This window comes from Budvicia aquatica DSM 5075 = ATCC 35567 (assembly GCF_000427805.1).
Classification (GTDB): Bacteria; Pseudomonadota; Gammaproteobacteria; order Enterobacterales; family Enterobacteriaceae; genus Budvicia; species Budvicia aquatica.
On record NZ_ATYS01000009.1, the window covers coordinates 33,097 to 46,504 of the forward strand.

The window sequence follows — 13,408 nt, forward strand, 5'->3', positions numbered from 1 at the left end:
AATTAAAAATGCCTGATAGTAAAACATGGCGATATCGAACAAACCGGAGGCAGTCATCGAATCGAAAGCTGCCTCCGCGGTTATGAACGATTAAAGCTTATCGAGCATTTCTCGGGTCACCAGCACAATACCGCTGGCAGAGCGGTAGAACCTGCGTTCATCCTCTTCGGCGTTTTCCCCGATAACTAAACCTTCCGGTAAATGACAGGCACGGTCAATAACACAGCGGCGTAAGCGGCAAGAGCGCCCGATATAGACGTCCGGCAGCAGCACCGTTGAATCCAGCGTACAGAATGAGTTAATCCTGACCCGCGGGAACAGCACAGAGTTAAGTACCACTGAGCCTGAAATAATGCAGCCGGCACCAATCAGAGAGTTCATGGTCATTCCGTGGCTACCGGAGCGGTCTTGTACAAACTTAGCCGGAGGCAGCGGTTCCATATAGGTCCGGATAGGCCAGTTCTTGTTGTACATGTCCAATTCAGGCGTCACCGAAGCTAAATCGAGGTTGGCACTCCAGTAGGCATCTAAGGTACCGACATCACGCCAATAAGGGGCAGCATTGATATCTGATGTCACGCAAGACAGGCTGAACGGATGAGCCCACGCAACGCCCTCAGATACGGCCTTCGGAATTAAATCCTTACCGAAGTCATGGCTGGTCTCCATGTTGATGCTGTCTTCTTGCAGTAACTTATACAGGTATTGGGTATTAAAAACGTAGATTCCCATACTGGCTAAAGACATATCCGGATCGTCGGGCATCGCCGGCGGATTTTCCGGTTTCTCTAAGAAGTTTAAGATCCGGTGGTCGTCAGAAATATCCATTACGCCAAATTCTGACGCCTCTGACCGAGGTACGGCAATACAGGCAACGGTACACTGGCTGCCTTTCTCCACATGGTCGAGCAACATGCGAGAATAATCCATCTTATAGATATGATCGCCGGCCAGAATAACGATGTACTCCGCGTTATAGCGACGAATAATATCCAAATTCTGGTAAATCGCATCGGCAGTACCCCGGTACCATTCGCCGACATCTTCACGCTGCTGGGCCGGTAATAAATCGACAAATTCATTCATCTCTTCATTGAGAAATGACCAGCCGCGCTGAATGTGCTGCACCAACGAGTGAGAGTGGTATTGGGTTAATACACCAATGCGGCGAATGCCTGAATTCATGCAGTTTGATAATGCAAAATCAATGATGCGAAATTTCCCACCAAAATGGACTGCCGGCTTAGCACGTTTTGAGGTTAAACCTTTAAGGCGGGACCCACGTCCTCCCGCCAAAATTAATGCGACGGACTGCTTAGGTAATTGCCTTGCTAACATCAATTGATGACTTGTATCAGATTTAACCATGTTTCCTCCTGACATCTTTAAAATCCTATGCGTAAAATTATATCGGGTGCTCTAAAGCGGCATTACTTTGTAGCCCGTGGTCATTTTTGTTGTAATACACAAATTGTTCGCGGCATCACCTGATAATCGGTAGTGCCGACCTGTACTTCACGCAGGCTAAACGGCTGTGAGGTTAGCCAACTTCCCGCTGGTAAAATCAACGTTTGCTTGCAGTTGCTCGTATTAATGGCTATCAGCCAACTGCCCGACAGTAAAATCTGCAGGACTTGCTGTTCACCCTGTTCCCATTGCTGCGGTGACAACCTTTGGCCTTGAGCATTCAGCCAATCCACATCACGATCTCCCTTTTCTGATGCGACCTCGCCCGTCCACCAGTCACAGGTGGTTAATGCGGGGATTTTTTGACGCAAATTTATCAGGCCGCGGGTAAAGTTCATTAACTCATCATCGGCCTGAATCCAGTTCAGCCACGTCAGGGGGGAGTCCTGACAATAGGCGTTGTTATTTCCCTGCTGGCTATGACCAGATTCATCACCGGCAAGCAGCATTGGGGTTCCCTGCGACAGTAGCAGGGTGGTGAGCAGCGCGCGTTGGCTGGCTGCCCGCCGATCTAACGTTTGGTCGTCTGCTTCAAGGCCTTCCGTTCCGTGGTTGTTGCTGTAGTTCTGTGAGTTACCGTCGCGGTTATCTTCACCATTGGCCTGATTATGTTTGTGATTAAAGCTGACTAAATCATTCAGGGTGAATCCGTCATGGGAGGTTATTTTGTTGACTGAGGCCCAAGGCTGGCGGCCATGACGGTTAAAAATATCGCTGGAGGCAGCATAGCGTCTGGCAAATTGGCCAAGGGGCACGGAGCCCTGTAGCCAAAAACGGCGGATATCATCACGGAAACGATCGTTCCATTCGGCAAACGGAGAGCTGAATTGGCCTAACTGGTAACCATCGGGGCCGATATCCCAAGGTTCTGCAATCAGCTTTAGCCGTGAAATAATCGGATCCTGCAACATGGCGCTGATTAACGGCGATGACGATGAGAACTCAGGCGTGCGGCCAAGCACGCTGCCAAGGTCAAAACGGAAACCGTCGATATGGCACTCAATGGCCCAGAATCGCAGGCAGTCCATGACCCATTTTACCGTGGCCGGCTGTGTCAGCTGCAGGGTGTTACCACAGCCGCTCCAGTTGTGATAATTGCCTTGGTCATCAAGCCAGTAATAGCTGGCGTTATCAGCACCGCGCAGTGATAGCGTCGGGCCTTCGAGATCGAGTTCGGCACTGTGGTTAAATACCAGGTCTAAAATCACTTCAATACCGGCGGTATGCAGAGTTCTAACCATATCTCTGAACTCAGACAGCGGGGTTGAATTTGGCTGTCCGGACCAGTAATCCGGTTCAATGGCAAACGGGGCCAGAACGTTATAGCCCCAGTAATTGGTTAATCCGGCCTGTTGCAAACGGGGTTCGTCGGCATGCAGCTGAACCGGGAGGAGTTCCAGCGCAGTAATCCCTAAATTTTTCAGGTAATTAATCATCGCCGGATGCGCTACAGCGGCATAGCTTCCACGCAGAATGGCGGGAATAGCCGGATGAGTTTTGGTTAACCCTTTAACATGGGCTTCATAAATGACCGACTGCGACCACGGCGTACGCGGGCACCTATCCTGCTGCCAGTCATAGGGTTCATGGGTTACGATACTTTTTGGCGACACAGGGGCGCTGTCTGCCGCATCGGGCTGAGAACCGGCATCGACTAGCAGAGGGCTGTCGGGGACTTTTGCGTCCAGCGCACGACAGTAAGGGTCGATCAACAGTTTTTGCGGGTTAAATCGTAGGCCATTTTGCGGATCCCAAGGGCCATAAACTCGATAGCCATAGCGAACGCCCGGTTTATAACCGGCGAGATAACCATGCCATACGTCACCGGTTCGGCCGGGTAATGCCAATCGCTGTTCCTGTCCATGCTCATCAAACAGGCACAGTTCAACCTTTTCAGCATGGGCTGAAAATAAGCTGAAGTTAATGCCGCTGCCGTCAAAATGGCTGCCGACCGGGTAATCACTCCCCCTGAGTAGCGTTGCCGTCATATCAGGATTCCCGTCGTAAATATATCGTTGCCAAAGGGGGTAACATCAATTGCAGCGAGTGATTTCTGCCGTGGGCAGGAATGTCATCACTGTGTACTCCACCGTGGTTTCCGGTATTACTGCCGCGATAAAACTCGGAGTCAGTATTCAGGATTTCCCGATACTCACCGGCAATATCAATACCGATGCGATAATTTTCACGAGGAACTGGCGTAAAGTTACTGACCACCACCACTTCGTTACCTTCGTCATCGCGACGAACAAAGGCAAATACCGAATTTTGCTTGTCATCAACCACCAGCCACTCAAAGCCACGAGGGTCAAAATCTAGCTGATAGAGCGGGGCCTGTTGCTGATAGCAATGGTTAAGATCGCGAACCAAATCTTGAACGCCGTTATGCCAGCCGCCTTGAATAGGGTCCAGCAGATGCCAGTCCAAGCTGCTGTCGTGATCCCATTCGCGACCCTGAGCAAATTCACCGCCCATAAACAGCAGTTTTTTGCCGGGGTGAGCCCACATAAAGCCGTAGTAAGCGCGCAGGTTAGCAAACTGTTGCCAGGTATCGCCGGGCATGCGGCCCAGCAGGGAACGCTTACCGTGAACCACTTCATCGTGAGACAGCGGCAGAACAAAGTTTTCGGTATAGGCGTAAAGCATGCCGAAGGTCAGCAAGTCGTGATGGTACTGGCGATGAACCGGATCCAGACTCATGTAGTCCAGCGAATCATGCATCCAGCCCAAATTCCATTTGTAATGAAAACCCAGCCCCCCCATATCCGGTGGCAGAGTGACGCCGGGATAATCAGTAGACTCTTCAGCGATAGTCGCAGCACCGGGGCATTCGGTACCAATGGTTTTATTGGTGTAACGAACGAAGTCGATAGCCTCCAGATTTTCATTGCCGCCAAATTTATTGGGGATCCATTCTCCGTCGGCCCGACTGTAATTGCGGTAGATCATCGATGCCACGGCATCAACCCGTAAGCCATCAATGCCAAAGCGCTCCATCCAGTACAGGGCATTACCGGAAAGGTAATTACGGACTTCAAGCCGGCTATAGTTATAAATCAGCGTGTTCCAATCCTGATGAAAACCCTCTTTCGGATCTGAATATTCATACAGAGAAGTACCGTCAAACTGCGCCAGACCGTGGGCATCAGTAGGGAAATGTGCCGGCACCCAGTCAAGCAATACGTTAATTCCGGCCTGATGAGCAGCATCAACCAGATCGCGAAACTCTTCAACGTCGCCAAAACGACGGGTTGGTGCGTATATGCCTATAGGTTGGTACCCCCATGAACCGTCAAAGGGATGCTCACTCATTGGCATTAATTCTATATGGGTAAAACCCATATATTTAACGTAGGGGATTAACTGTTCAGCTAACTCTTTATAACTTAGCCAACTATTATCGTCAGTATGGCGACGCCACGAGCCCAAATGAACTTCATAAATCGATACCGGTGCTGAAAAAGCGTTTGCTGCGCGACGTTTGTCTGACATGGCTACCCTAGGGGGTAACTGGCTAATTCGGGAGGCGGTATTCGGCCGCATTTCGGCAGAAAAGGCATAAGGATCCGCTTTGAGCGTTGGCTGCCCGTGGCAGTTTATCACCTCATATTTATAGATTTGCCCAATCTGAACGTGCGGAATAAACAGCTCCCAGATGCCATTTTCTTTACGAAAGCGCATTGGGTGACGCCTGCCGTCCCAGAAGTTAAACTCACCGACGACGGAAACGCGCAGAGCGTTAGGTGCCCATACCGCAAAGGTTACGCCATCAACATTATCTAAGCGGGTCGGATGAGCGCCTAACCGCTCATAAGGGCGAAGGTGGGTACCCTCAGCTAAAAGCCAACTGTCCATTTCTTGCAAAAGCGGGCCAAAGCGGTAGGGATCTTCAATCACCTGCTGGTGATCTTGCCACTGAATAAGCAACTGATACTGATAGGGTTGGGCTCTGGCGGGAAGGCGGCCGGAGAAAAAGCCGGTTTCATCAACCTGAGTTAGCGTAGCTAAAGATTGTTGGGTTTGTTTATCTAATACATCGACTTGCAATGCATCAGGTAGAAAGGCCCGAATGGTAAAGCCTGCGCTGGTTTTATGCATACCCAATATGGAGAACGGATCGGCATAGTGTCCGGCGGTCAGTTGTTGAATAGTATCCCTATTTATAGCGTCTGACATCCGTCGTCTCCCTTTATTGAAATTCTTAAAAAACTGAACCAATGTACAGTTCAAAAAAGTATAAAAGATGAGATCTGATAAGGCTTAAACCGAAGCCTATATCAATAAGTTACCTAGTATCACCATACTGTAATAGTAGATTAAAACTGTGAGTTAGTTCTTGAATTCACCTATGGGCTAGCGGGAATCCAAGGAATTGAAGGGTTGATCGGCGATAGAGAATTCAATCATTTTTTGAATGATGAAAAAGGGTGAGGAATGACCTCATACAACCGTTATATTTTGTTTTTTATGGTTGACTGGTTTTAGCCGTTACTCGATTTTTAACTGAATTCATCGTGCTTGTACGACGATGAGTTAATCTGGAGACGAGTCAGGATCCCTGTCAGGTTGAATTAATATAATTGATTGATAATTATAATATTAATGATTTCAGGTTGTATCGGATGGGTGGTTTGTCTGTTTTTTGCCATCACAATTATCACAATATTTTTCTTTAAGGGTAATTGTAAGAATTTAATACTTGATTTTTTTAAATGAAATAGCAACCTATTAGTTTATTTATTAAAAATAAGTAAGAAATTATTTCAGTAATTTTTATGAACTTTAAATAATGAGTTTTATATTTTTAATAACATTTTTGACACTATGTTTATTAGTGTATTTATCTATCAAATAACCATTAATCATTACATAGGCCTGATTAGGAGGGGTTTCTTCGATCTGATGATCTGGTATAAAGCCATTAATTAGCTTTAAATCTTATGATTGATTGTTAATGTAGCTCATTAGATCGATGGATTTATGTTGATCAGTATATTGAATTGTAGTTTAATTTCTTCTGAGTTTTTAATTCTGGCGTGATTTCGGTTGTTTAATGACCGAAGACACATATACCTATTGCTTGGTATAGCTAAAGTGTAGTCAGGACATTGGGATTTTTCGACACTATTAAGGATTATTAATAACTTAATAGTAGCTCTATAGGGTGGTATTCAAATTCATTGCTTAAACCTATTTTTTAAAAATGGGCCGGCAGCGAATTTAATTATTTATTAAATGATGACGTTGCAGTTGCAATGAATGGATATCAAGAGTAATAAAGGGATATTATCTATGAAGACCACGTTTTTAAATCCGCCTAGTTTTAGGAAAACCCTTCTTGCCAGTTTATTGATCCCACTTTTTAGTGTGCCCTCCGCATGGGCGGAGAATACTCTTAGTGTTATCGATGGCACAACAAAGTCTGTTACCGGCGACTATGATTCAGCAATAGAGAACGGCTATGCTATTGAAGTTGGCGGAGCAAACAGCATCGTAAACAGTATTTCTGGCCTGGTGATTGATACAACCGGCCGCAATACTACCGGGGTCAAAGTGACTGAGGGTGGGGCGTTGAACCTGACCGGTTCATCCATAACCACGCATGGCATAGTGGCATCCGGTATTTCTAACAGTAAAGGCACCGTTAACCTTCACGGCGGAACTATCACAACCAGCGGTGACACTGCTCGTGGGATTTATTCTACCGGGGTCGGATCTAAAACGATCCTTGACGGTACCACGATTACGGCTACCGGGAATGGTATTGAAGGTTGGTCAGGTACCGAAATATCTCTAACCGATACGCATATTAGTACCGATGGCGGTTCGCTGAAAGGGGTATACCTGACGGGGACCAACAGCACGCTGACCGGCGATGGTAATAGTTTTAGCAATACCGGGTATTCAGGTACTTCAATTAACCTGTCATCCGGTGCTAATGGTTATTTAACCAATACCACGGCCTATTTGGATAACGGTTACGCCGTTGCTTCTGTTGCCAGAGGATCAACCCTTACTCTGGATGGCCTGAATGTCACCGGTAAGGTTAATCAGGTACTAGAAGGCGGGGGAACCTTTAACCTAAGTAACGCAGAAATTCATCTTGATAGCGGTGCGGTAGTTAGAGTTATCGGGAATGCGACTAATCTGGCAAAGGTGACGCTGACTAACGTTAATGCCACTTCTCAAAGTGGTAACGCCACCATGATCAACGTCAACACCTATGCTGATGTTACGGTGATTGGCGGTTCTTATCTGTCTAAGGGCGACAATGCGATCGGAATTTGGGTGCCGGGTAAGGACTCTAAAGTCCAGGTCACCAACAGTCAGATATACACCGAAGGTTATGGCGCATCAGCGATAGAAAACCGCGGAACGGCGGTGGTTGATAGCACCACGGTGGGAACGAAAGGCGGTAACGCCCACGGAATCTATTCTGAATATCGTTTTGACGCGACTAATATGGCTATCTCTACCGCGGGTGTTGGCAGCGTAGGCGCGACGGCGGCCAGAGGTGGCCTATTAAATCTGGACACCGCAAGTATCGATACCACTGGTGATTCAGGCATGGTGATTGGCACGTTTGCCAGTTCAACGGTAGATGCGAAAAACGTTATTGGAACCTCAACCGGTGCCAGCGCTTATGCTTTATGGACTCAGACCAGCAGTAACATTAATCTTGAGAATAGCCGCATCACCACTCAAGGCGTTAATGCCGGTGGTATCTATGCGGCTGGCTCTGCCGCAGTCTATACCAACGTTGATCTGAATAATTCATCGGTAATCAGTACGTTGGGCTCAGGTTTGCGGGCCTATGGCGCGAATATCAATACTGATGTGAGAAATGGTTCAATACTCAGTGGCGGCAACGGTATTCTGATCGATGCGGCAACCAACGTGGGAACGGTAAGTTCACCGTTGAATATTGTCAGTAATGTGAATATGACGGTAGACAATCAGTCGACCGTTGTCGGTGATATTCGGGCTGCCGAAAACAATGTGGTTAACCTATCACTCACCGGCAATTCTGTTTGGAGCGGTGCAGCGATTAACGCAAACAGCATCGATATTGATGAGACTAGCCTGTGGAATTTGACCGGTGATGTTGATGTCCAGTCATTGAACATGGCCGGAAACGTCGTCTTTTTACCAAGCTCAACCAGCGCTCGTGCTTCTAGCTCAGACTTTAGTACTCTGACGATTAATGGCAACCTGAGCGGCGGCGGTAACTTTACGCTAAATGGTGCATTAGGCGATAACGACTCGGTGACCGATAAAATTCACGTAATGGGTGACGTTACCGGTGATTATGGCGTTCGCGTAGTGAACCGTGGCGGACTTGGTGCGCTGACGACCGGCAATGGTATTAACCTTATTAGCGTAGACGGTGATGCATCAGCCGGTCAGTTTGCGATGAACGGCAGCGTGTCGGCCGGTGCTTATGACTATTATCTGTATGAAATTGATGATAATCACTGGAATTTACAGTCTAACTTAACTCCGGAGCCGCCAGAACCACCTGAGCCTCCAGTACCGCCTGAACCGCCGGAGCCACCGTTACCTCCGCTTCCGCCTAAGCCCGAAATTGCTTATCGGACCGAAGTATCCGGCTATATTGCAGCACCTTATCTCAATGAGTTTTATGGTTTTACTACCTTAGGTAGTTTGCATGAACGCCGAGGTGACTCCGCTTCCTATGGCAGTGGATTTAGTCAAGGCGCATGGGGACGTATTAGCGGTCAGCACAATAACTTTGATGCCGGGCGGTTTAGCTATGATTCGGATATCTGGTTTGCTCAAATGGGCAGCGATTTATACCAGTCAGAAAATGCGGCCGGTACTCAGACAACGGCCGGTGTGATGATGACCCTGGGAACTCAGCATACTAATACGCAAGACCGTGCACGTAGTGTCAGAGCGGAACTGTCGGTTAATACCGGTAAAATCAAAACTGATGCCTATGGTTTGGGTGGTTATTACACCATCATGACGAATGATGGTGGTTATATCGACTTAGTTGGTCAGGGGACTTTTTATCGCAATAGTTATGAAAGTCGCAATAACGCCGACCAGAATGGATACGGTTTAGCGATGTCGGCCGAGGTTGGCAAGGCATTTAATATTGCTGATGGCTGGAGCATTGAACCTCAGGGGCAGCTTAAGTATCAGTATTTAAATCTTGAGAGCTTCAGTGATGATATCTCTGATATCAGCGGGACTTCTCATAGCGTTGGTCAGGCCCGAGGCGGATTCCGGCTGTATCATGACGGTGGTAAAGAGCAGGTGATTAAGCCTTATCTGTCCAGCGATGTGATTTATCAGTTAGGAAAGGATCCGAAAGTGACCGTTGATACAGCAACGATTCGGCCAGATTTCAGTGAGTCATACTGGCAGGGCGGTGTAGGAGTGACGGCAAAAGTCGGGCAGGGCGTTGATGTTTATGCTGACGCGCGTTACCAGAAAGCTTTTGATGGCCAAATGGATGGTTATTCAGGAAATCTGGGTATCAAAGTCAGCTTCTAAGACTATTTGAAGCATGTAAAACTTGAAGTATGTAAAACGGGCTATCGCAATATCGGGTAGCCCGTTTTATTTTTCTCTGGATATCATGATAACCGATCAATCAATTTTAACCGTCCTTTTACGATATACCTTTATTGCGGTATAAACTTTGTTTCTTTATGTTAATTAATGCGTTGGTTGGTTGCGTTAAACTCGTGTTTGTTTTCTGCTGTTGTTAATTTAAGCCAGAATATCCTGATATTCCGGAGTCATATCAAACTGATGTTTAGCAAACGGACACAGAGGAATAATCTTTCTGTGCTCAGCGCGCATTTTTTTTACCACTAAGGCAACCAGCTTTTTTCCAATCCCTTGGCCTTTAAAGCTTGGGTCAACGTAAGTATGGTCAATGATTGCCAGATTAACGCCGGTGGGAATAAAAACAATCTCAGCTATCATATTGTTATCTCTATCATTTAGATAGAAACGATTGTCACCTTCAATAAATTGGTTATCCATATTACTTTCTCTAAATTCAACATCTGACCAAGCCAAAAATCATCATTGCTTTAATTTGCTGGTGATTATTAACAGGCTAATAATATTTTAATATAAATAATACTTATTATAGTAGATTTTAAATATTTCATTTTATTTTTAAGATGTTGCTTTTAATTTAAATAAACTTAGTAAAAGTCGGGGTTTTATTGGAAAAAATAGCATTCACTTACGATACTGATTAAAGGCTCCACTCAAGTAATGGAAATCAGATGCCTTCATTCCCATTATAAATCGTCCATTATCTCCCTTTAGGTGCACATCATGACTGATAAAAACGTATCCGATCCTATTGAACTTCCGCGCCGTACATTGTTTAAAAAAGCGGCAGGATTGTCTATTCTGGGCGTTGCCGGTGTTATTGGCGTCAGCGTTCCGGGTATTAGCTATGCCGCAGCATTGACCAAAGAACAGCGGGACAGTATGACCCCTGATCAGGTAGTTGAAAGTCTCAAACAGGGAAACCAGCGTTTCCGCTCAGGAAAACCAAAGCACCATGATTACCTGGCGCAAAAAGTTTCCAGTCAGGACGGGCAATTTCCATCAGCGGTTATTCTGAGCTGTATCGACTCGCGTGCACCGGCAGAAATTTTGCTCGATACCGGAATTGGTGAGGCTTTTAACGGTCGTGTTGCCGGCAATGTTGCCAATGAAGATCTTTTGGGTAGCTTAGAATTTGCCTGTGCTGCAGCCGGGGCTAAAGTGGTTCTGGTTATTGGGCATACAGGGTGCGGCGCAGTCAAAGGCGCTATTGATAATGTTGAACTCGGCAATCTAACCGGCCTGCTTGAAAAAATTAAGCCAGCCGTAGATGCCACTAAATTTGATGGTGAAAGAAAATCAAGTAACGACGCTTTTGTTGATGCAGTGGCGAAAACTAACGTACAGATGACGGTGGATAATATTCGCAGTAAGAGCGAGATCCTAAACACGCTGGAAAAAGAAGGTAAAATTAAAATCGTTGGCTCTATGTATAATCTGAACGGCGGTGAAGTGGTGTTTTTCTGATTACCGAGTTAAAACAAAGGGGGCGTGCCATCAAATGCGCCCCCTTAGTGATATTTGACTTCCTTACTCTTATACCCGTCATACTTCAAGCTGCATCTTTGTTGGCTGCGTTTACTCACCCGAATCATTTACCAAAAGTGAGCGCCATATCCCCACAGTAACACCGTGAGTCCTAACAGGGCTTCCAGTACCAGAATACCAATGGCCAGCGTTGAGCTGGAAAAGATAAATCCTTCGCTTCGGTCAATGTTAAGAAAGGCCGGAATGCCGGAATAAAGCAGATAAGCGCAATAGCACAGTCCGATAATACCCGCTAACAGACACATCCACACCAGCGGATATAAGGCAACGATACCGCTTAAGAACATCGGAGTAGCCGTATAACCGGCAAAAATAATACATTGGGACAAATCAGGGCGTTGGTGATAGCGACGGGCCATAACATGAATGACTTTACCCACGATAGCCACCGCGGCTAACAGCATACCGTAGAAAACAATGCCGATATAAATGGCTATAATTGGCATGACTTTAACAACCTGACCATCGCCGAACATCCAGCCGAAATAGGTGGTACCAATAAACGAACAGATCACCGGTATTGCCGCCATCAATAATATATAGCGGGTATACAGGTGAGATACTGTCTCTTTTTCCTGACTGATTTGTTGGAACTCCCGGCCGGGATGGGTCAAAAGTCCCCAGACATGATTGAACATCATAAGACACCTCCGGACTTGCCGGTGGCCGCACCCGGCAACAGATAACACCTTCTATTTAATTAAGGCTAATCTCGCGGTCTTAGGGTAAGTATAGTTTAATTGGCTGTAATAGATGTGTTGGTTTTGGCGGATTTGTCAGCAGATATGTCGCCTTGCTGAATATGGGTCAGCAAGGCGAACGGGAAAGAATCAGGCTGATGGGGTCGACGGTTTGTTATTTTTTAATTTACCCACGATAGTGACACCGATTAGTACTATCGCGCCGGCAATAGCGCCAAAAACCATGCTTAAGATGGTCGGGCTAACCGCGCTAAGAATAAAGCCTATGGTCGGAACGGTCGCGGCCATTTGAGCCAAATGTTCAATAGCGCCGCTTACCGGCGGAATACCGTGAGTCAGAATACCGCCACCCACCATAAACATGGCTGCGGTACCAACGATCGAAAGGGTTTTCATCAGGTAAGGTGTAACGCTGATAAGCCCATTGCCCATAGCTTTAACCACGCTGGTTTTTTTACGGCTCAGGTAAAAACCGAGATCGTCTAGCTTGACGATGCCGGCCACCAGTCCGTAAACACCGATGGTCATTGCGATAGCAATACCGGACATAACAATGACCTGTTGTAAAAATTCAGCTTCGGCAATAACCCCTAAGGTAATTGCAATAATTTCGGCGGACAGGATAAAGTCGGTTCTTATTGCACCTTTGATTTTTGTTTTTTCAAGCGCGGCCAGATCTTCTTCAGAAACGTCTATTTCTGCTGAATTCTGTTGGTCATCAGCGGAGTTTTTCGCATGCAGATATTTATGTGCCAGCTTCTCAACGCCTTCAAAGCATAAAAACGCCCCACCCAGCATCAGTAACGGAGTCACCGCCCAGGGAGCAAATGCGCTAATAGCCAAAGCCAGAGGAACCAAAATGAGCTTATTGATAAATGAGCCTTTGGCTACCGCCCAAACTACCGGAATTTCGCGTTCGGCCCTGACGCCGCTAACCTGTTGGGCATTCAGTGCCAGATCGTCACCTAAGACGCCGGACGTTTTTTTTGCGGCTAATTTCGTCATTAAAGCAACGTCATCAAGAACTGCTGCGATATCGTCGAGCAACGCAAGTAAGCTACCACCAGCCAATGTGTAAATTCCTTATAGGG

The 13,408-nt window shown here is 46.7% G+C and carries 8 protein-coding genes; 2 read left to right on the forward strand and 6 right to left on the reverse strand.

Translation table 11 applies throughout. The features are described 5' to 3' along the window. Positions 1-90: 90 nt before the first annotated feature. The 3 genes from glgC to glgB all read right to left on the reverse strand — a co-directional run bounded on the left by glgC (position 91) and on the right by glgB (position 5,643). Entirely contained in the window at positions 91-1,368 is a 1,278-nt protein-coding gene (gene glgC / locus YWE_RS0105330; protein ID WP_029093583.1) for a glucose-1-phosphate adenylyltransferase, read from the reverse strand. 80 nt (positions 1,369-1,448) lie between these two features. Next, positions 1,449-3,455 (reverse strand): glycogen debranching protein GlgX, encoded by a 2,007-nt coding sequence (glgX, locus tag YWE_RS0105335; RefSeq protein WP_029093584.1) that lies wholly within the window; start codon positions 3,453-3,455, stop codon positions 1,449-1,451. Position 3,456: 1 nt separating this feature from the next. Next, positions 3,457-5,643, reverse strand: coding sequence for a 1,4-alpha-glucan branching protein GlgB (gene glgB / locus YWE_RS0105340; RefSeq protein WP_029093585.1), 2,187 nt, complete (start codon positions 5,641-5,643; stop codon positions 3,457-3,459). A gap of 1,116 nt (positions 5,644-6,759) precedes the next feature. On the opposite strand from glgB, the gene YWE_RS0105345 reads away from it, so the two are divergent. Beyond that, positions 6,760-9,990: an autotransporter family protein gene (locus YWE_RS0105345; protein WP_036015194.1), complete on the forward strand. Its 3,231-nt coding sequence runs from the start codon at positions 6,760-6,762 to the stop codon at positions 9,988-9,990. A 219-nt stretch (positions 9,991-10,209) separates the two neighbouring features. Here YWE_RS0105345 and YWE_RS0105350 read toward each other — a convergent pair whose 3' ends face one another. Further along, entirely contained in the window at positions 10,210-10,524 is a 315-nt protein-coding gene (locus YWE_RS0105350) for a GNAT family N-acetyltransferase (RefSeq protein ID WP_345917561.1), read from the reverse strand. Positions 10,525-10,791: 267 nt separating this feature from the next. On the opposite strand from YWE_RS0105350, the gene YWE_RS0105355 reads away from it, so the two are divergent. Beyond that, positions 10,792-11,535, forward strand: coding sequence for a carbonic anhydrase (locus YWE_RS0105355; RefSeq protein ID WP_051323212.1), 744 nt, complete (start codon positions 10,792-10,794; stop codon positions 11,533-11,535). A gap of 128 nt (positions 11,536-11,663) precedes the next feature. Here YWE_RS0105355 and YWE_RS0105360 read toward each other — a convergent pair whose 3' ends face one another. Together YWE_RS0105360 and YWE_RS0105365 are read right to left on the reverse strand one after the other, a co-directional pair. Continuing rightward, complete coding sequence (locus tag YWE_RS0105360) at positions 11,664-12,254, reverse strand: Yip1 family protein (protein WP_036015248.1); 591 nt, start codon at positions 12,252-12,254, stop codon at positions 11,664-11,666. Between the two features lie 192 nt (positions 12,255-12,446). Next, positions 12,447-13,388, reverse strand: coding sequence for a DUF808 domain-containing protein (locus YWE_RS0105365; protein WP_029093590.1), 942 nt, complete (start codon positions 13,386-13,388; stop codon positions 12,447-12,449). Between the last annotated feature and the right edge of the window lie 20 nt (positions 13,389-13,408).

Excerpts from the sequence above, each read along its gene's own strand:
- YWE_RS0105345 (WP_036015194.1), top strand. The coding sequence starts at position 6,760 with ATGAAGACCACGTTTTTAAATCCGCCTAGTTTTAGGAAAACCCTTCTT.
- glgX (WP_029093584.1), bottom strand. The coding sequence starts at position 3,455 with ATGACGGCAACGCTACTCAGGGGGAGTGATTACCCGGTCGGCAGCCAT.
- YWE_RS0105355 (WP_051323212.1), top strand. The coding sequence starts at position 10,792 with ATGACTGATAAAAACGTATCCGATCCTATTGAACTTCCGCGCCGTACA.
- YWE_RS0105360 (WP_036015248.1), bottom strand. The coding sequence starts at position 12,254 with ATGTTCAATCATGTCTGGGGACTTTTGACCCATCCCGGCCGGGAGTTC.
- glgC (WP_029093583.1), bottom strand. The coding sequence starts at position 1,368 with ATGGTTAAATCTGATACAAGTCATCAATTGATGTTAGCAAGGCAATTA.
- glgB (WP_029093585.1), bottom strand. The coding sequence starts at position 5,643 with ATGTCAGACGCTATAAATAGGGATACTATTCAACAACTGACCGCCGGA.